General features: G+C 62.2%; 15 protein-coding genes. 7 read left to right on the top strand and 8 right to left on the bottom strand.

The genetic code is table 11. From position 1 onward, the window contains the following. Position 1 precedes the first annotated feature (1 nt). Both ATY78_RS04780 and ATY78_RS04775 read right to left on the bottom strand, forming a co-directional pair. On the bottom strand, positions 2–2041 hold the full coding sequence (locus ATY78_RS04780; RefSeq protein WP_088681195.1) for an FUSC family protein: 2040 nt from the start codon (positions 2039–2041) through the stop codon (positions 2–4). Between the two features lie 88 nt (positions 2042–2129). Next, entirely contained in the window at positions 2130–2669 is a 540-nt protein-coding gene (locus ATY78_RS04775) for a hypothetical protein (RefSeq protein WP_088681194.1), read from the bottom strand. A gap of 193 nt (positions 2670–2862) precedes the next feature. Here ATY78_RS04775 and ATY78_RS04770 point away from each other — a divergent pair, with 193 nt between their 5' ends. The 3 genes from ATY78_RS04770 (at position 2863) to ATY78_RS04760 (ending at position 5260) form a co-directional block, all read left to right on the top strand. After that, on the top strand, positions 2863–4074 hold the full coding sequence (locus ATY78_RS04770) for an NADP-dependent isocitrate dehydrogenase (RefSeq protein WP_088681193.1): 1212 nt from the start codon (positions 2863–2865) through the stop codon (positions 4072–4074). Positions 4075–4144: 70 nt separating this feature from the next. Next, positions 4145–4573 (top strand): GNAT family N-acetyltransferase, encoded by a 429-nt coding sequence (locus ATY78_RS04765; RefSeq protein WP_088681192.1) that lies wholly within the window; start codon positions 4145–4147, stop codon positions 4571–4573. A gap of 60 nt (positions 4574–4633) precedes the next feature. Next, on the top strand, positions 4634–5260 hold the full coding sequence (locus tag ATY78_RS04760; RefSeq protein ID WP_088681191.1) for a glutathione S-transferase family protein: 627 nt from the start codon (positions 4634–4636) through the stop codon (positions 5258–5260). A 25-nt stretch (positions 5261–5285) separates the two neighbouring features. On the opposite strand, the gene ATY78_RS04755 is transcribed toward ATY78_RS04760, so the two are convergent. The 5 genes from ATY78_RS04755 to recA all read right to left on the bottom strand — a co-directional run bounded on the left by ATY78_RS04755 (position 5286) and on the right by recA (position 11155). Beyond that, on the bottom strand, positions 5286–5591 hold the full coding sequence (locus ATY78_RS04755) for an addiction module antidote protein (RefSeq protein WP_088681190.1): 306 nt from the start codon (positions 5589–5591) through the stop codon (positions 5286–5288). After that, positions 5588–5926 carry a type II toxin-antitoxin system RelE/ParE family toxin gene (locus tag ATY78_RS04750; RefSeq protein WP_088681189.1) on the bottom strand — a complete coding sequence of 113 codons (339 nt, stop codon included), beginning with the start codon at positions 5924–5926 and terminating at the stop codon, positions 5588–5590. Before ATY78_RS04750 ends, ATY78_RS04755 begins: the two co-directional genes overlap by 4 nt. A 101-nt stretch (positions 5927–6027) precedes the next feature. After that, positions 6028–6879 carry an AraC family transcriptional regulator gene (locus tag ATY78_RS04745; protein WP_088681188.1) on the bottom strand — a complete coding sequence of 284 codons (852 nt, stop codon included), beginning with the start codon at positions 6877–6879 and terminating at the stop codon, positions 6028–6030. Positions 6880–7246: 367 nt separating this feature from the next. Beyond that, the gene (gene alaS, locus ATY78_RS04740) at positions 7247–9901 is read right to left on the bottom strand and encodes an alanine--tRNA ligase (protein ID WP_088681187.1); all 2655 of its coding nucleotides are present in this window, start codon (positions 9899–9901) and stop codon (positions 7247–7249) included. Positions 9902–10066: 165 nt separating this feature from the next. Continuing rightward, positions 10067–11155, bottom strand: coding sequence for a recombinase RecA (recA, locus tag ATY78_RS04735; protein WP_088681186.1), 1089 nt, complete (start codon positions 11153–11155; stop codon positions 10067–10069). A 229-nt stretch (positions 11156–11384) separates the two neighbouring features. Between recA and ATY78_RS04730 the strand changes: the two genes are divergently transcribed. Both ATY78_RS04730 and ATY78_RS04725 read left to right on the top strand, forming a co-directional pair. Beyond that, positions 11385–12329, top strand: a complete 945-nt coding sequence (locus ATY78_RS04730; protein ID WP_088681185.1) for a carbohydrate kinase family protein — start codon at positions 11385–11387, stop codon at positions 12327–12329. Positions 12330–12417: 88 nt separating this feature from the next. Then, complete coding sequence (locus tag ATY78_RS04725; protein WP_088681184.1) at positions 12418–13344, top strand: pseudouridine-5'-phosphate glycosidase; 927 nt, start codon at positions 12418–12420, stop codon at positions 13342–13344. Positions 13345–13608: 264 nt separating this feature from the next. On the opposite strand, the gene ATY78_RS04715 is transcribed toward ATY78_RS04725, so the two are convergent. After that, entirely contained in the window at positions 13609–16212 is a 2604-nt protein-coding gene (locus ATY78_RS04715) for a PAS domain-containing sensor histidine kinase (RefSeq protein ID WP_088681183.1), read from the bottom strand. A 313-nt stretch (positions 16213–16525) separates the two neighbouring features. Here ATY78_RS04715 and ATY78_RS04710 point away from each other — a divergent pair, with 313 nt between their 5' ends. Then, positions 16526–17572, top strand: a complete 1047-nt coding sequence (locus tag ATY78_RS04710; protein ID WP_190237390.1) for a flagellar biosynthetic protein FliO — start codon at positions 16526–16528, stop codon at positions 17570–17572. Between the two features lie 392 nt (positions 17573–17964). Beyond that, positions 17965–18600: a DUF1062 domain-containing protein gene (locus ATY78_RS04705; RefSeq protein WP_088681181.1), complete on the top strand. Its 636-nt coding sequence runs from the start codon at positions 17965–17967 to the stop codon at positions 18598–18600. The last annotated feature ends 56 nt before the right edge of the window (positions 18601–18656 follow it).

Genomic DNA, 18656 nt, shown 5'->3' with positions numbered 1-18656 from the left:
CTTATCCCTGTTTCGAGCGCGCAATAGCCTCGCCCGGCGCAAACGGCAAGGTGTCGGCCCGCGGATAGAGCCTTTCCAGCGCCGAACCGATCATTTCGAGCCCCACCCTGGCGCCCTCGCGCGACACCGGCAGGTGCCGTCCTGTCGTCCGCGATGCCTTGCGCTCAATGACGAAACAGGTCGAGCCGCGCGGGGCCGCATCGTCGATCAGCGCCAGATCCGCCGCGATCAATCGTTTCTGGTCATCGTCGACGGCTGGCGCGTCGTAACTCTTCGCCAGGATGCGCGACCAATAGGTGCAGGAGAGGAATATCGCCAGCGTCTGGCGGATCTGGCCCGGTCGCGTCACCACAGACCAGGAAGAGCCGAGGGGCCGGGCCGCCACCGTCACGTCGCGGTAGCAGGCATCGATCTTCTGCGACAGCGCGATCAGCTCGAAGCCGCGCTTGCCCTCGCCGATCGCGCCGAGCAGATCGCGCAGTGCCTGGAACCAGTGTGCGAGTGCTGCGTCGAGAGCGCCGCGCGTACGCGCCGGAAACACCACGAAGGCGACCGCCGTTCCGGCCGCGGCCCCGATCATGGTCTCCCCGATGCGCAACTTCAGGAGATCGAGCGTCAGCACGCCGGTCATGCCGTAGACCAGGCAGAGCACGATCGAGATGAAGAAGGTCATCGTCGCATAGGAAACCTGCAGGAAATAGAAAGCGAGGAAGATGCAGACGACCGCGACCGGAATGGCGATCGCCTGTTCACCAGAAATCAGCGTCGCAAGCACCAGGCCGATGGCGATGCCGAACACGGTGCCGAGCGAGCGCGACAACGCCTTCATCGCCGTATCGCCGCGCGAATTGGTGTTGGTGAAGACGAGGAACGAGGCAAGTACGGCCCAGAACCAGCGCTCGCGCGACAGGAGCAGGCCGAAGCTCATGGCGATCGCCGAAGCGAGCGTGATCTGGAACGCCGAACGCAGCAGCGGGTTGGCAAAAGAGAAGTCGATCGGCTGGGGCGGCGCCGTGTCCTCGAAAACCTCGATGCCCGAGAAGCCGGAGGCCTGCCCCTTGACGATCGCCTCGGTCAGCTGCTGCCGCGCCTCGCCGAGCCAGAGAAGCGCCCGCACGGTTTCGCCCTGCGGCTCATCCTTGACGGTCTCGGCCATGCCCTCATATCTTGCAAGCTCCGCCGCATCCGCCTCGATCGCGGCGTGGACGAGCCCGAAGGGCGGCGGGCTCTGGAAGCTCAGCACGATGGCGCTCTCGGCGGCAAGATGCGCATCGAAGAGCCGGATCGCCAGTTCCGCGGCGGGATCGGCGGCACCGTCGAAGACACCGGCGGGTGGGCGTGGGATGAAGGTTTCGGCCATCAGCACCACTTCCTTCAGCCGCTCTTCCAGCTGGCGCAGCTCCTGCCGGTCGGCATCGCCGATAGCACCGCTGCCGGCAAGGGCTGCGAGCTTGAAGAGGATCTGGTTGATCCGTCCCCGCACGCTTTCGAGCGAGCGCAGCAGATCGCGCCGCCAATCATCGGGCAGGAGAACCGCCCTCACCACATGGCCGACGAGTACCGCGACAACGGGGCCGACCGCCACGGCAGGCAATTCGGCAAGCGACGGCCGGAAATAGGCACCCATGAAATAGGAGGTGAAGGCGAACATGCCGATCGCAAAGCCGCGCGGCCCGAACACGCGGCCCGCCGATGCAAGCAGGATGATCAGAAGGAAGACCAGATCTGAGAGAAAGCGGCGATCCTCGAGCCCAGCGGCGATGCCGACGACGGCAAGGCTTACGGCGCAGCCGAAAAGCCGCGTCACCAGCTGGCGTGCATTGCCCTTGTCGCGCACCGCCACTCCGCCTTCGATCGACAATACGATGCCGAGGCCGAAGGCTGCGGTCGGCAAGGGCCAGATAACGGATTTGATGGCAAGCAGGATCAGAAACGAGAGAACGATCGTCAGCGTCACCCGCGTCGCCATGCGCAGGCGCGAAAGCGCCGGATCGTTGGCAAGCAGCCAGTCGCGGAACTGAAAACCGGAAAACAGATGCATGATCCCCTCATGCCATGGAAGGATCGATAGATACCGCCGCGCGAGCGGAAATCAAACCACCGGCGACATACTCCCCGATGCCGTGCGCTTACTGGCCTTTGGCAATCAGCCCCATGGTTTCCTTGAGCGAGGTCGGCCCCTGACCCTCTTCGCCCTGGATCATGATGTCATCGATGACGGATTTATCGTTCTCCTCGATCACCTCGAAACGCACGGTCGTGACGTCATCTTTGTTGGGTGCGCCTTCCATGCAGGTCGCCGCCTTGAATTTCACCGTCACCTCCGTCGTGCCGTTTGCCGGCTGGCCGCCTTCGATGGAGAGGTCCTGCAGCGGGCAGGCATCCTGGCCGTTGACGATCACGTCATAGTCGAAGGGCGAAATGCCGTCCTCGTCGGCCGCGGGGTTCTGGGCGGCTGCCTTGTACTTGTCGCCGAAGTCCTTGCTGTAGAGCCGGCCGAGTATGCTTTCTTCGAAAATATCGATCCAGTCGCTGGCGTCGCTCGCCCAGTTCTTCTGCGTGTCCTGCATAATTTCCTTGACCGGTACAGTCGCATCGGCCGCAAGCGAAAGGCCAGGTGCGAAAGACACGGCGGCAACGAGGCCGGCGAGAACGGCGATCTTCTTCATGGCAAAATGTCCGGGACTCGGGGCAGGCTTATGCCGCGGAGGGTAGCCATTTTCCGGCACTTGGCAATGGCGGCAAAAACGTCACGTCCCTGCCCGTTGCAGCTTTGCGTTCCCGGCTCACAATGCTATAGCGCTCCGGATTACATCACCCAGCCGGGACAACCCTTCCCTTCCAAGCTTACGAGGCAGATACATGAAGAAGATCAAGGTCGCCAATCCCGTCGCCGATCTCGACGGCGATGAAATGACACGCATCATCTGGCAGCTTATCAAGGACAAGCTGATCCATCCGTATCTCGACCTCGACATCGACTATTACGACCTCTCGGTGGAAAACCGCGACGCCACCAACGACCAGGTCACGGTCGATGCCGCCAACGCCATCAAGAAGTACGGCGTCGGCATCAAGTGCGCGACGATCACGCCTGACGAAGCCCGCGTCAAGGAATTCAACCTCAAGGAAATGTGGAAGAGCCCGAACGGCACGATCCGCAACATCCTCGGCGGCGTCATCTTCCGCGAGCCGATCATTTGCCGCAACGTTCCGCGCCTCGTTCCCGGCTGGACGCAGCCGATCGTCGTCGGCCGTCACGCTTTCGGCGACCAGTACCGCGCCACCGACTTCAAATTCCCCGGCAAGGGCAAGCTGACGATCAAGTTCGTCGGCGAAGACGGCACCGTCATCGAGAAGGAAGTCTTCAACGCTCCGGGCGCCGGCGTTGCCATGGCCATGTACAACCTCGATGAATCGATCCGCGAATTCGCCCGCGCTTCGATGATGTACGGCCTGATGCGCAAGTGGCCGGTTTACCTGTCGACCAAGAACACCATCCTCAAGGCCTATGACGGCCGCTTCAAGGACATCTTCGAAGAAGTCTACGAGACCGAATTCAAGGATCAGTTCAAGGAAGCCGGCATCACCTACGAACACCGCCTGATCGACGACATGGTCGCTTCGGCGCTGAAGTGGTCTGGCGGTTACGTCTGGGCCTGCAAGAACTATGACGGCGACGTCCAGTCCGATACCGTCGCCCAGGGCTTCGGCTCGCTCGGCCTGATGACCTCGGTTCTGCTCACGCCCGACGGCAAGACGGTTGAAGCCGAAGCCGCCCACGGCACGGTCACCCGCCACTATCGCCAGCACCAGAAGGGCCAGGAAACCTCGACGAACTCGATCGCCTCGATCTTCGCCTGGACCCGCGGCCTCGCACACCGCGCCAAGCTCGACGACAATGCCGAGCTCGCCCGCTTCGCCTCGACGCTGGAAAAGGTCTGCGTCGACACCGTCGAATCCGGCTTCATGACCAAGGACCTGGCGCTGCTCATCGGCCCCGATCAGCCGTGGCTCTCCACCACCGCCTTCCTCGACAAGATCGACCAGAACCTGCAGAAGGCCATGGCGTAATCAGTCCTTTTCGGAATAGCATTGAAACGGCGGGGATTTCCCCGCCGTTTTCATTTTGGGAGAACAGCAAATGACGGCGACCGTGCGCCCGCTTCAACCCTCTGACTACGCGGCCTGGGAACCCTTATGGGCTGCCTACCAGCGTTTCTACGAAGTGGTGATCCCCACCGAGACGACCGATCTTACCTGGGCTCGACCGATGCATGCGCTCGGCGCCTTCGACGAAGACGGCCGCCTCGTCGGCATCGTACACGCCATCTTCCATCGGTCCTGCTGGCTGCCGCAATGGACCTGCTATCTCCAGGATCTCTATATCGAGGACAGTCGACGCGGGTTCGGCACCGGCGCAGCACTGATCGAGGCCGTCGCCGGGCTGGCCCGGCAAAACGGTGCCGGCAGGCTCTATTGGATGACGTATGAAAGCAATGCGACGGCCCGACGCCTTTATGACAAGATCGCCGAACGCTCAGGCTTCATCCAATACCGCAAGGCGCTTTAGGCAGCAGGGTTGCAGAAACGCCAGCCCGCACTATTGATTCCGGGAAACGAGGAGGATGTCATGACTGAAGAACTGGTATTCTATACCAACCCCATGTCGCGCGGCCGCATCGCGCGCTGGATGCTGGAGGAGATCGGCCAGCCCTATCGCACCGAACTCCTGACCTTCGGCGAAACCATGAAGGCGCCGGAATATCTCCGGGTCAATCCGATGGGCAAGGTGCCGGCGATCCGCCACGGTGATACCATCGTGACCGAATGCGCGGCGATCTGCGCCTATCTTGCCGAGACTTTTCCGGAAAAGGGCCTGGCGCCAAGGCCGGAGGAACGCGCCCGTTATTACCGCTGGATGTTCTTTGCCGCCGGCCCGCTCGAATCGGCGGTGACGATGAAGGCACTCGGCTTTGAAATTCCCGCGGAACGCCTGCGCATGGCCGGCTGCGGCGGTTTCGGCGACGTCATGAACACGCTCGAGATGGCGGTCTCCCAATCGGCCTATGTCACCGGCGAACGCTTCACCGCCGCCGACGTCTATGTCGGCGCCCATATCGGCTGGGGCCTCGGCTTCGGCAGCATCGAAAAGCGCCAGGCCTTCATCGACTATTTCGGCCGTGTCAGCGAGCGCGAGGCCTATAAGCACGCAAACGCGCTCGACGACGAGGCCGGCAAGACGATGCACGCCGCTTGAGCTAAATGCTGCGATTTCCTGCTCCCTACCGGTGCGCAGGCGTGACCGTGAATTTCAGCCCGAGGGCTGATAGCATCTTTGAAACGGTCTCCAATTGCGGCTTACCGTTCTTGGAGAGGGCTCGGTACAGGTTTTCACGGCTTAGGTGAGCCTGCTCGGCGACGGCACGAACACCGCCAATCTGCGCTTTGGCTACATTGCGCAGGGCTTCTTGAAAAAGCTCCATATCACCATCTTCAAGGCATTCGGCCAAGTAGATGGAGGCTTGCTCAGGGTCGCGCAGGAGGTTGTCGCGATCCTGAAAATCGAAAGTCTTGCTGGGTGCGGTCATGGTTTTACCCTCCGTTTGTAGTCAGCCAGATATTCCGCGGCTTTCGTTATCGCCTTATTCTGGTCCTGCTTGGTGGAGCCTGCCAACAGCAAAACTATCTTCTGGCCGACGATAGTATAATAGACGCGGTAACCTTGGCCGTAGTGTTCACGCAACTCATAGATTTCTTTGACCCCTTGAAGGCTTTTCCAGTCGCCAAAGTTTCCAAAGCTTGCGCGATCAATGCGGGCATAGAGTTTCGTTCGAGCGGTTTTGTCCTTTATCTGTGCCAGCCATTCCTGCACCGGAGATTGGCCAGCCTCGTTGACATAGGTCTCGATTTCATACCGCTTCATGCTATCTGTGTAGCTTACAAGCTACACAGATAGCAATAGAAAATGCTTCTGCCATTGCAGCATGCCGCTTTGTCCGCCATGACTGCCTGAAATATTCGCCGTCAGGCGAGCGGCATATAAATGTCCGTCATCAGTTCTGTCGGCGGCACCTCGCGCGGGTTGTTGAGATATTCCTCGAACATGACGCTGTCCTTCAGCTGCCGCCCCGATTTGGGCAGCCATTCCGCATAGAGCCACTGGTAGGCCTTGTGCATGTCGGCATAGGGACCCTTATGGCGCAGCACGGCATATTCGCCGCCCTCGATCCCGCGTCGTTCGAACGGCGCCTCGGCAGGAAGCTCGGAGGTGCCGGTGACGCAGGCGACTGAGCGCAGTTTTTCGGCCGGCACGATGTCCGGGTCATCGAAATAGACGCCGATCATCCGCATTTCGGGCCTTGCGAGGCCGCGGGCGTAAAGCGTTCCGAACAAGGTCTCGAAGGCTTTGCCGATCTGCATATAGGAACCGGTATGGGCAACACCGATCAACTCGGTTGGCCCGATCTCGCGTATGGTCACGTCGAACATGGCTTTGGTCTTTCCGTCAGGTGAGGGTTCGAAGGCTGTGTGGCTTCCCTCTTTCCGGTAGCGGGCCGGCGGCATGCCGTAGACCGACTTGAAGATGCGATTGAAGGATTGGAGATTGGGATAGCCTGATCGCTTTGCAATTTCGCCGACGGCAAGCTCCGTGCCGACGATCTCGCCCGCCGCGCGATGCAGCCGCAGCCGCTTGACGGTGGCCGCCAGCGTCCCGCCATAGATCGCCCGGTAGATCCTGTGCCAGTGATAGCTCGACAGACAGGCGATTTCGGCCAGGCGCTCCATATCCAGCTCCTCCTCGAGGTGGTCGTGAATATAGGCCGAAACCCGTCTCAGACGGCTTTCGTAAAGTGCCCATGCCGTTTCGCCGTTCATGTCAAACCTCGTGCAAATCGATCGGCTGAAAAGAACCATATATCGATTTGACAAATCCTGCGCACTTGCGCGGTCCGGAGCGCCAACGCTATGTCATCGCCCCGTAAGCGGCAGAGAAAAGCGTCGCCATATGTCGGCTACGCCGCCTCCCCTCCCTCATTCCTGTGCTCGTCACAGGAATCCAGCCACGGCGCGTCTGCGCCGTGAATGAATCAGCACCTAAAGAAAAGAGTCCTTCGCGCCCAAGGACTTGGGCGCACTGGATTCCTGTGACATCCCTCGGGCAAAGCCCTGAGGTCACAGGAATGATGTAGCTTGGGCGGAAGCCGAGCTGCCGCCTTTTCGAAACTGCGGAATGGACGGCAGGTCAGCCCGCAAGTGCCGCTGCAACAGCCTCAAGCGCCTCATCAGCCTTGGCGCCATCAGGGCCGCCGGCCTGCGCCATGTCGGGACGACCTCCGCCGCCCTTGCCGCCGAGCGCGGCAGAAGCAACGCGCACCAGATCGACGGCGCTGAAGCGCTGCACCAGATCCGGTGTCACCGCAACAACAGCACTTGCCTTGCCATCCTCGGACACGCCGATGAGCGTCACGACGCCGGAGCCGATGCTGGCTTTGCCGTCATCGGCCAGACCCTTGAGGTCCTTCGGATCGACGCCGGCCACGGCCTTACCGAGGAACTTCACTCCGGCGACCTCGCGCACGGCATCGGCAGAACCGCCCTGCCCGCCGCCCATGGCAAGCTTGCGCTTGGCGTCGGCCAGTTCCTTTTCGAGCTTGCGGCGCTCGTCCATCAGCGCTTCGACGCGCGACAGAACTTCCGAAGGCTGAACTTTCAGCGAGGCAGCGAGCGTCTTCACGCGCTCGTCCTGCTCGGCGAGATATTCGCGCGCCGATTCACCGGTCACCGCTTCGATACGGCGAACCCCTGCACCGACGGCGCTTTCGCCGAGGATGCGCACGAGGCCGATCTGCCCGGTAGCCGACACATGCGTGCCACCGCAAAGCTCGACCGAGTAAGGCTTGTTGCTCTTTGCGCCATGAAGGCCTGTGCCCATCGACACGACACGCACTTCATCGCCGTACTTCTCGCCGAACAGCGCCATGGCGCCTTCGGCGATGGCGTCGTCAACGCTCATCAGGCGGGTCGTGACCGGCGCATTCTGCAGCACGATCTCATTGGCCATGTCCTCGACGATCTTCAGTTCTTCCGCAGACATCGGCTTCGGATGCGACACGTCGAAACGCAGGCGCTCGGGCGCGACCAGCGAACCCTTCTGGGCGACATGGGTGCCGAGCACCTCGCGCATTGCCTCATGCAGCAGATGGGTTGCAGAATGGTTGGCGCGCAGGCGCGAACGGCGGGCATGATCGACCGTCAACACAACAGCGTCGCCGGCCTTGAACACGCCTTCGATCACGGTTCCGGAATGCACGAAGAGGCCTTCGCCCTTCTTCTGCGTATCCGATATCTCGATCTTGCCGTGGTCGGAGGAGATCACGCCGGTATCACCCATCTGGCCGCCGGATTCGCCATAGAACGGCGTCTGGCTGACGACGATCTGCACCTTGTCGCCGGCCTTGGTCTCGGTCGCAACCGCACCATCGCGGACGATCGCCTGGACAACGCCTTCGGCGGTCTCCGTGTCGTAACCGAGAAACTCGGTCGCGCCGTGCTTTTCCCTAAGTTCGAACCAGACGGTTTCCGTTGCCTTCTCGCCGGAGCCGGCCCAATGCGAACGGGCTTCGGCCTTCTGGCGCTGCATCGCATCGGTAAAGCCCGATATATCGACGCCGATTTCACGGGCACGCAGCGCATCCTGCGTCAGGTCGAGCGGGAAACCGTAGGTATCATAGAGCTTGAAAGCCGTCTCTCCATCGAGCATGTCGCCCTTGGAAAGGTCGGCGGTCGCGTCGGATAGAAGCGACAGGCCACGTTCCAACGTCTTGCGGAAGCGGTTTTCCTCGAGCTTCAGCGTCTCGGAGATCAGTGCTTCGGCACGCACGAGCTCCGGATAGGCCCGGCCCATCTGCTGCACCAGCGTCGGCAGAAGCTTGTAGATCAACGGCTCCTTGGCGCCGAGAAGCTGGGCATGGCGCATGGCGCGGCGCATGATACGGCGCAGCACGTAGCCGCGGCCCTCATTCGACGGCAGAACGCCGTCGGCGATCAGGAAGGCGGAGGAGCGCAGGTGATCGGCGATGACGCGATGGCTGGCACTGCCCGCGGCCTTGACGCCGACGGCATCCTCGATCGCGCCGGTCAGCGTGCGGAACAGGTCGGTGTCGAAAACGCTCTGAACGCCCTGGAGAATGCAGGCCATACGCTCCAGGCCCATGCCGGTATCGATCGACGGACGCGGCAGCGGGTTGCGCACGCCGGGCTCGGTCTGTTCGAACTGCATGAAGACGAGGTTCCAGAATTCCAGGAACCGGTCGCCATCTTCCTCGGGCGAACCGGGAGGGCCGCCCCAGACGTTCTCGCCCTGGTCGATGAAGATTTCAGAGCAAGGGCCGCAGGGGCCGGTATCGCCCATCTGCCAGAAATTGTCGGAGGTTGGGATACGGATGATCTTGTCGTCGGAGAAGCCGGCGATCTTCTTCCACAGCGCCGCTGCTTCCTCGTCTTCGGAATAGACGGTCACCAGCAGGCGATGCTTCGGCAGGTCGAACCCCTCGGTCACGAGCTTCCAGGCAAGCTCGATCGCATTCTCCTTGAAATAGTCGCCAAAGGAGAAGTTGCCGAGCATTTCGAAGAAGGTCAGGTGACGCGCGGTATAACCGACATTGTCGAGGTCGTTATGCTTGCCGCCGGCGCGCACGCACTTCTGCGAGGTCGTCGCCGTGGAATAGGGACGCTTTTCCAGGCCGGTAAAGACGTTCTTGAACTGCACCATGCCGGCATTGGTGAACATCAGCGTCGGGTCGTTACGCGGCACGAGCGGGCTAGACGGAACGATCTCGTGGCCGTTCTTCTTGAAATAGTCGAGGAAGGTCGACCGGATATCGTTCACGCCGCTCATTCTATGCCCTTCAATGCTGCCCAAGGCGGATAAATACAAATCCATCGGCTTTTAACGTTCGCCTCCGCCACTGTCCAGCCGACAAACAAAACCGGCCGCATTCTGATCAGGGAATGCGGCCGGTCTGACTTTCAAATGGACTGGCAGACGAACTGAGCGCGAAAATTACATCTCCGCCGCGTCATCGCCGTCATTGGCATCCGGTCCGCCATTCTGCAGGAAGCGGTCAGCGATCAGGCCGGCATTCTGGCGCAGCGACAGCTCGATCTCGCGGGCGAGATCCGGATTGTCGCGCAGGAAGGTCTTGGCGTTTTCACGGCCCTGACCGAGACGCTGGCTGTTATAGGAGAACCAGGCACCTGACTTCTCGACGATGCCGGCCTTGACGCCGAGATCGACGAGTTCGCCGGTCTTCGACACGCCCTCGCCATACATGATGTCGAACTCGACCTGCTTGAAGGGAGGCGCCATCTTGTTCTTGACGACCTTGACGCGGGTCTGGTTGCCGATCACCTCTTCGCGTTCCTTGACCGCGCCGATGCGGCGAATGTCGAGGCGGACGGAAGCATAGAATTTCAGCGCGTTGCCACCCGTCGTCGTTTCCGGCGAACCGAACATGACGCCGATCTTCATGCGGATCTGGTTGATGAAGATCACCATGCAGTTCGACTTGGAGATCGAGGCGGTGAGCTTGCGCAGCGCCTGGCTCATCAGGCGGGCCTGCAGGCCGGGAAGGCTGTCGCCCATCTCGCCTTCGATTTCGGCGCGCGGCGTCAGCGCAGCGACCGAGTCGACGACCAGAACGTCGACGGCACCGGAGCGCACCAGCGTATCGGTGATTTCGAGCGCCTGCTCGCCGGTGTCGGGCTGCGAGATCAGCAGGTTCTGCAGATCGACGCCGAGCTTGCGCGCATAGACCGGATCGAGAGCGTGTTCGGCGTCGACGAAGGCGCAGATGCCGCCCTTCTTCTGCGCTTCCGCAATGGTCTGCAACGCGAGCGTCGTCTTACCGGAGCTTTCCGGCCCGTAGATTTCGATGATACGCCCCTTCGGCAGGCCGCCGATGCCGAGCGCGATATCGAGGCCGAGCGAGCCCGTCGAAACCGTCTCGATCTCGACGACGTTCTCGTTGGAGCCGAGTTTCATGATCGAGCCCTTGCCGAACGACCGCTCTATCTGTGAGAGTGCCGCTTCAAGCGCCTTGCTTTTGTCCACCGATTTGTCCTCTACCAGCCGCAATGAATTCTGAGACATCCGATCCACCTTTAGGTTATTGAAGCCGCTCAAGCAATGTCGAGTTTGTACCCTATTTGTTCCACTCCCGCAATAGGCGATCAAACAATTGAAAGAAAAAGGTAAAACGGTTCGTGTTCTATATTTGTTTTATCGATGCAAAGCAAAGGCTTAAGCCGTCAAAACCGGCTCCGGCGGAACGGTGCTCTCCCGGTCGATTCGCTCCTTCGGCGCCAGGAGAGCAGCTGAAATGAAGAAAAAGATTCTCGTTCTCGGCGGCGCCCATATCGATCGGCGCGGCCGTATTTCCGGCGAGACGGCGCCAGGCGCCAGCAATCCCGGCACATGGTTCGAGGAACCGGGCGGCGGCGGCTTCAACGCCGCGCGCAATCTCGCAAGGCTCGGCTTTCAAGTGACGATGATCTCGCCGCGCGGCGGCGACGCTACCGGCGAGATGGTCGGTGAAGCCGCCGATTTCGCCGGCGTCGATGACCGCCCCTTCGTTTTCCTCGACCGCAAGACGCCGAGTTACACGGCGATCATCGAGAAGGACGGCAACCTCGTCATCGCCCTTGCCGACATGGAACTCTACCGTTTCTTCGTGCCGCGCCGGCTCTCCATCCGCTGGGTGCGGGAAGCCTTCGCCGCCCATGATTTCATCCTTTTCGATGCCAACCTGCCGGAAGAGACGATCTCGGCAATCGTCGCGAAGGCGCGCTCCCTCGCAAAACCCGTCGCGGCGATCGCGATCTCGCCGGCCAAGGTTGTCAGGCTGAAACCCTGCATCGAGGATATCGACTATCTGTTCCTGAACGAGGCCGAAGCCGCTGCCCTTACCGGCGGACAGCCGGAGGATGTGGGCGATTGGCCGCCGCTCCTGAACGAAATCGGCATCCGAAACGCCGTCGTCACCCGCGGCCGGCGCGAGCTGGTTGCGATTTGTGAGGGCCGCGCCGTGACGCTGCAGCCGCCGATCGCCGAGACCGTCGCCGACGTCACGGGCGCCGGAGATTCCCTTGCCGCCGGCACACTCGCCGCCTTGATGTCAGGCTTGCCGCTCGCGGAGGCTGTTCGCCACGGCGCGGCAGCAGCAGTGCTGACCGTGCAGTCGCGGCACGCCGTCAATGAAAATCTGACGCCGGTTCTCCTGAATGAGGCGCTTGCCCTTGTTCCCGAGGCCAGAATTCTGCATTGAAGCGGCTGAATTAAAGAGTTGAGCATGACGCCGTTCGAAACCCGCCCGGCTTTTCGGTATCATGCTCTGCCGATCACAGGAAAAGATCATGACCAAGCCCATCTCTCCTCTTCTGCCGATCGCCTATTCGAAGGAAGTCGCCAGCGCCAAGCAGCGCGGCGCGCCGCTGGTGGCGCTGGAATCGACCATCATCACCCACGGCATGCCCTACCCCGGCAATATCGAGATGGCCCGCAGCGTCGAGACGATCATCCGCGAACAGGGCGCCGTCCCGGCAACGATCGCCGTCATCCACGGCACCTTGCATATCGGCCTTGAATCCGCCGAACTGGAGCAGCTCGCCAAGGCGACTGATGTGATGAAGGTGTCGCGCGCTGACCTCGCTTTCGCGATCGCCGAGCGCCGCACCGGCGCCACCACGGTCGCGGCGACGATGATTGCGGCAGCCCGCGCCGGCATCCGCGTCTTTGCCACCGGCGGCATCGGCGGCGTGCATCGCGGCGCCGAGGAAAGCTTCGATATATCGGCCGATCTGGAAGAACTGGCGCGCACCGGCGTCATCGTCGTCTGCGCCGGCGCCAAGGCGATCCTCGACATTCCGAAGACGCTGGAAGTGCTGGAAACCCGCGGCGTACCCGTCGTCACCTATGAGAGCGAAGAATTCCCCGCCTTCTGGTCGCGCTCCTCGGGCATTCCAAGCCCGCTGTCGCTGAACAGCCCGGCGGCCATCGCCAATTTCCAGACCGTGCGCGATCAGCTCGGCATCGATGGCGGCATGCTCGTCGCCAATCCGGTGCCCGAAGCCGACGAGATCGCGCGCGAGGAAATGGAAATCTATATCGAGCGGGCACTTGATAGCGCCGAGCGCGACGAAATCACCGGCAAGGCGGTGACGCCGTATCTGCTCTCGACCATCTTCGACCTGACGGACGGGCAGAGCCTGAAGACGAATATTGCATTGGTGGAGAACAATGCCCGGCTTGCGGCGGAGATTGCCGTGGCGCTGGGCGAGTAATTTTTGACGGGCGAACTGGTCCGGCCATACAGATAGATAGTGCCGTGTAGCACCCCCTCTGTCCTGCCGGACATCTCCCCCACAAGGAGGGAGATCGGCTGGGTGCGCGGCTCCCCAAACAACAAGCGTTGTCGCCCGGCAAAGCGGTAGCTGTGTGCGACGGTCAGGCCGCTTGTCGATCTCCCCCCTTGTGGGGGAGATGTCCAGCAGGACAGAGGGGGTACCACACAGCGCACCCTCTACTGAAACCGCCAAGCCGCAGCCCTAACTATCCAGCGTCTCTTTCACCACCACCGCCAGCTGCTTCAGCGAGAACGGCTTCGGCAAGAACCCGAATTTCGCATCCGGCGGCAGGTTGCGGGCAAACGCGTCCTCGGCATAGCCTGAAACGAAGATGAATTTCAGGTCGGGATAGTTCTTGCGCAGCTCGCGCAGCAGCGTCGGGCCGTCCATTTCGGGCATCACGACGTCGGAGACGACGATGTCGACCTTGCCGTCGAGCTCTTCCATGATGCTCAGTGCCTCGACCCCCGAGCCCGCCTCGTGCACGGTATAGCCCCGTGTTTCCAGCATGCGCTTGCCACCGCGGCGCACCGCCTCTTCATCCTCGACGAGAAGAACGACGGCCGAGCCGGTCAGGTCCTCGGGCTGCTGCGACGATACGGGCGGCGGCAGCACTTCCGTTCCGGCAATGGCGCCGTCTATCGCGCCCGCTTCCGCTGCAACCGCCGGCTCCGGAATGTGGCGCGGCAGGAAGACACGGAAGGTCGTGCCCTTGCCGACTTCGGATTCCGGCTGGATGTAACCGCCCGATTGCTTGACAATGCCATAGACCATGGCGAGGCCGAGACCGGTTCCCTTGCCGACATCCTTGGTGGTGAAGAACGGCTCGAAGATCTTGTCCATGATCTCAGGCGCAATGCCCGTGCCGTTATCGGCGACCTCGACCAGCACCATGTCCTCGGCCGGCATATAGGAATAGTTGAAGGCGGCAACGTCGGCGGCGGTCAGATTGCGGGTGCGCAGCGTCAGCGTGCCGCCCTCCGGCATGGCGTCGCGCGCATTGACGCAGAGGTTGATCAGCACCTGCTCGAATTGCGAAAGGTCCGTTTTGACCGGCCAGAGATCACGGCCATACTGCACGTCGAGTTTGACATTGGTGCCGGAGAGCAGCCGGTCGACCAGCATGCGCAGGTCGCCGACGACGTCGGTCAGGTTCAGCACCGAGGGCCGCATCGTCTGCTTGCGCGAGAAGGCGAGCAGCTGGCGCACCAGCACGGCGGCGCGATTGGCGTTGCGCTTGATCTCCATCAGGTCGGCGAAGCTCGCATCCGAGGGGCGCGCCTGCAGCAGCAGATGGTCGGAGGAAAGCAGGATCGCCGTCAGCACGTTGTTGAAGTCGTGCGCGATGCCGCCGGCAAGCGTTCCCACGGCATTCATCTTCTGCGTCTGCGCCATCTGCGCTTCCAGCGCCTTCTGCTCGGTCACCTCGACGGCATAAACGATCGCCGCTTCCTCAGGCGCTTCGTCGCTCTGGTCGATGACCGCGTTGACGTAGAAGCGGAAATAGCGCGCCTCATCGGTCGGCGTGCGGGTGTCGAGCGGCGCGATGTCGCCCTGCCGGTCCTTCGCTGCCGCCAGCGCCTCGGCCAGCTGCGGCCGGTCGCTCTCCTGCACGATGGTTTCGAGACGCGGCCGCCTTTCGAGATCGTCACGAGAGACAACGCCGGAGAACAGCTTCAGGAAAGGCGCATTGGTGCGCAGGATGCGCCCGTCGCCATCGACCGAGGCGATCGCCATCGGCGTGTTGTTGAAGAAGCGGGTGAAGCGCATGGCCGCGGCCGAAGCGGAATGGCCGCTCTCGTCGCTCTTTTCGCGCGCCAGCACGATCGTCCGGCTTTCGCCGGGCGCGCCGTCGCGCATCGAAGTGACGCTGTGGATGATCTGCACCGGCAGGCTCTGGCCGTTGGTCTTGCGCAGGTCGAGATCGAGCGTCACGGTCTTTTTCAAACCCGGTTCGGCCTGCACCGACTGGATCAGCGCCAGCCCCTCGCCCGCCACGACGTCGCCGATCGTCATCGAGCCCGGCACGAACTTGGTGAGGTCGAGGCTCAGCCACTCCGCAAGCGTCGCATTCAGATAGAAGATCTCGCCCTTCCTGCCAGCGGAGAAGAATCCGGCCGGCGCATGGTCGAGATAGTCGATCGCGTTCTGCAGCTCCTTGAAGAAACGCTCCTGATCGTCGCGCTCGGTGGTGATGTCGGTAATCTGCCAGATCTGCAGCGGCTTGCCGCCGTTCTCCTCCGGCTGGAGCAGCCGCGCCTTCAGCCGGTACCAGTGTGCGCCCGAGCCGTTGCCGCCGGGGCCGACCGCGCGCAGCAGACGGAATTCCTCGCGGCCTTCCCTTCCCTCGCGCAGGCCGTTGACCAGCCTGTAGAGCGCCTCGTTGGATTCGCGGTGACGGGAAAGCAGCGTTTCCAGCGTCTGCACCTCGGTCGCCTTGCGTGCGCCCGTCAACGCGCCATAGGCGGCGTTGGCATAGATGATCCGGCCTTTTTCGTCAGTGATCAGCGTGCCGTCGGGATGGCTGTTCAGGAACGCGCGCGCCAGGCTGTCGGACTGGCGCTGCGGCATCACCTCGATGAAGCCGATGACGGAAGATACCAGGAAGAAGATGCCGACCATGGCGAGCACGCCGAGACCGCCGAGCACGATCTCATTGTCGAGCGAGTGCTTGAAAACGACGAAGCCGCCGGCGGCCGCGATCAGCACGATCGCCAGGAGGAGAATGCGCAAAACCGTGCCAGAACGCCCCCCACGATCGACAAGCGGTGCGTTATAGTCGTCGGCCTGACGCGGTTTCGTCATGTATTCCTCACATAAACCCTTCCGGCTTGGTTCGTAGCACGAAGACGAAGCAGGAATCAGGCACTCCTTCCTTCTTAGCAATTTGCCGCGCCGGCAAAAACAGCGGTAGGCGGCAAGACTGCTTGAATTCACAGGCAAGAGCGCCATCTGCCCCTGAAGCTCGCCTGAGGTGCCCGCAAAAGCGCAACACCTGCACGCGCAACCCTGCGCACACGAAATCGCGTTCGCGCGTGACTGGACAGGACCTTCGGCCCTTGTCTAAGGAACGGAAAAGTCGTCAATATGTGCCGAATGTGAAATGGAGTGAGTGACTATGTTCGATGATGTTGTGGGAGCTTACGGCAGCCGCTTCCTGCTTGCCGCCGGTGGCGTCGGTCTGGCGCTTCTCCTGCTCATCCTCGCGCTCTGGCTGCTCCGCAATCGCGCGCCTTCGCCCTTCGTTCGCGGCGGCAAAAACCGCCAGCCCCGCCTGCAGGTGCTGGATGCGGCTGCCGTCGATACCCGCCGCCGGCTGGTGCTGGTTCGCCGCGACGATGTCGAGCACCTGATCATGATCGGCGGCCCGACCGATATCGTTATCGAAAGCCGCATCCTGACCGAGACGGCCGGACAGGCGGAAAGCGCCCACCGTCCGCAGCCCGCCGATGAGCGTCCGATACCGGCCGCGCGGCCGGAAACGCCGCCCGCCCCTGCAGCTCGCCCGCCTGTCGCGGCCCGCGTCGAACCGGCCCCCGAGCCCTCGTTCTCCGCACCCGTGTCGCCGGAACCGCGCCCTCGTCCCGAACCGCCGGCCCAGCCGGTCGTCGCGTCCCCGGTGGCCACGAGCCCTCTTCCGGTTGAGCCCGCAGCATCTCCTGCGATAGCCTCTCTGGCGGCAGAACGCGACAATTCGCTGCGCGCCGTCCCGCCCTCGCCGCGCCCGCCGGAACGTCCCGCTCCGCCTGCTTCCGCGCAGCCCGCACCGTACCGGGACGCGGCCAGTGCCGCCGAGATCCTCGATGCTGCCCGCCAGCGCGTGCTGCCGCAGCAGCGCATCGAACCTGAGGTCTCCGCCCCGCCTGTCCAGAGCACGCCGGCGGCCGCGCGCACGGCGACGGCCGAGGACGATGCGGCTGCGCAATCGGCAGCGGCGATTCGGCGTGATTTCCAGCGCGTGCTGGAAGAGGAGATGTCGAACAACCTGACGGCCGAACGCGTTGTGCCGGCGCCGGCAAACCAGGCGCCGCGCCAGGCCGCGCCGCAGCCCGGCAACCTGCCGCGCCGTGACCCCGATCTTGCGCCGATCACCGGCGCCGACACCGAGCTGCAGAAGGAAGTCGCCCGCATCTTCGGGGAAATGAGCGTCAACCGCGACAAGTGAGGGAAGCGCCCCGCGCTCCCGCCCGCATCATCAAGTTGCATAAAAGTCTCAAGTCTGCGGCTTTCAATTGCGGAAAGCAGCGGGGACTCCCATCCGCTCCGATCATTTGTTATTCCTCGGGTTGAAGAGCGTTGGCGCACCGAGGTTCATTTTGCCTAAGTAAATACCGGTCTCACTCCAGTTTCACCTGTACTTCGGGACAGCGATGCGCTGCCGGGGTATGACCATGTTCATCGGGTGGTGGCGAGAGACCGGTTTGGCATTGTTATTTTGTGCCATGCGCAGCTCCGCTGCCTCAGCTCTTCAGCCGCCCAGAACATCGCCACGCCGCGCCCGCAGGGGCTTTCTCATGCACCATCCTGGTGGACTTCCGACAGGAAGACCAACGCGATATGTGCAAGACGCTTCGGGTCCGATGGACCATCATTCCGACAACAGCACCTCAGCCTTGGATTGCATGCGGCGGATGCGGAGGCCTCAGAGCCTTCCAATCCAGCGACAAGATCCGGCTCAACGCCAACGGCCGCAAACTGGATGCCTGGCTCATCTACAAATGCCTGACCTGCCAAAGAACGTGGAACCGGCCGATCCTGGAACGCCAGAATGTCCGCACCATCGATCCCGCAATCCTTGACGCGTTACAGTCCAACGATCCGGATTGGATTCGGGCGGAAACCTTCAATCTCGAAGCACTGCGACGCAAATCGCAACGCGTGGACGAGTTCGCCGACTTCGAAGTCACCAAAAAAATCCAGCAGGACGTTCCGGAGTGGACGCGTTTGGAAATCGAACTGACGGTTCCGTTTCCGATCAGCATCCGTCTCGACCGCCTGCTGGCGTCCGAACTGAAGCTTTCCCGTTCCCGGCTGCAAGCCCTTCACGAAAGCGGCATGCTTCGCACGGACCCCGGCCATGCGGACCTCATTCGGCGGCGAATCAGGAATGCGGTTCTTATTGGGATCGACCTCGCCGAGGAGGCGGACCGCGAACAATCCTGGAAGCCCTTGGCGACAGGAGACCCCGCCTAACGAAAAGGCGCCGCGATCGGTCGCGGCGCCTTCTTCTGTTTCATGCCTGCATGAAA

It is taken from the genome of Rhizobium sp. R635, from assembly GCF_002211285.1.
Taxonomy (GTDB): Bacteria; Pseudomonadota; Alphaproteobacteria; order Rhizobiales; family Rhizobiaceae; genus Rhizobium.
Note: the sequence above shows the minus strand (reverse complement) of the source record. Positions and strands in the feature narration are given on the sequence as shown.

What these genes read in the sequence shown, in the direction of transcription:
- ATY78_RS04710 (WP_190237390.1), top strand. Translation starts at nt 16,526, where the DNA reads ATGTTCGATGATGTTGTGGGAGCTTACGGCAGCCGCTTCCTGCTTGCC.
- ATY78_RS04745 (WP_088681188.1), bottom strand. Translation starts at nt 6,879, where the DNA reads ATGAACGGCGAAACGGCATGGGCACTTTACGAAAGCCGTCTGAGACGG.
- ATY78_RS04750 (WP_088681189.1), bottom strand. Translation starts at nt 5,926, where the DNA reads ATGAAGCGGTATGAAATCGAGACCTATGTCAACGAGGCTGGCCAATCT.
- ATY78_RS04780 (WP_088681195.1), bottom strand. Translation starts at nt 2,041, where the DNA reads ATGCATCTGTTTTCCGGTTTTCAGTTCCGCGACTGGCTGCTTGCCAAC.
- recA (WP_088681186.1), bottom strand. Translation starts at nt 11,155, where the DNA reads ATGTCTCAGAATTCATTGCGGCTGGTAGAGGACAAATCGGTGGACAAA.
- ATY78_RS04760 (WP_088681191.1), top strand. Translation starts at nt 4,634, where the DNA reads ATGACTGAAGAACTGGTATTCTATACCAACCCCATGTCGCGCGGCCGC.
- ATY78_RS04730 (WP_088681185.1), top strand. Translation starts at nt 11,385, where the DNA reads ATGAAGAAAAAGATTCTCGTTCTCGGCGGCGCCCATATCGATCGGCGC.
- ATY78_RS04775 (WP_088681194.1), bottom strand. Translation starts at nt 2,669, where the DNA reads ATGAAGAAGATCGCCGTTCTCGCCGGCCTCGTTGCCGCCGTGTCTTTC.
- ATY78_RS04755 (WP_088681190.1), bottom strand. Translation starts at nt 5,591, where the DNA reads ATGACCGCACCCAGCAAGACTTTCGATTTTCAGGATCGCGACAACCTC.
- ATY78_RS04715 (WP_088681183.1), bottom strand. Translation starts at nt 16,212, where the DNA reads ATGACGAAACCGCGTCAGGCCGACGACTATAACGCACCGCTTGTCGAT.
- ATY78_RS04770 (WP_088681193.1), top strand. Translation starts at nt 2,863, where the DNA reads ATGAAGAAGATCAAGGTCGCCAATCCCGTCGCCGATCTCGACGGCGAT.
- ATY78_RS04725 (WP_088681184.1), top strand. Translation starts at nt 12,418, where the DNA reads ATGACCAAGCCCATCTCTCCTCTTCTGCCGATCGCCTATTCGAAGGAA.
- ATY78_RS04705 (WP_088681181.1), top strand. Translation starts at nt 17,965, where the DNA reads ATGTGCAAGACGCTTCGGGTCCGATGGACCATCATTCCGACAACAGCA.
- alaS (WP_088681187.1), bottom strand. Translation starts at nt 9,901, where the DNA reads ATGAGCGGCGTGAACGATATCCGGTCGACCTTCCTCGACTATTTCAAG.
- ATY78_RS04765 (WP_088681192.1), top strand. Translation starts at nt 4,145, where the DNA reads ATGACGGCGACCGTGCGCCCGCTTCAACCCTCTGACTACGCGGCCTGG.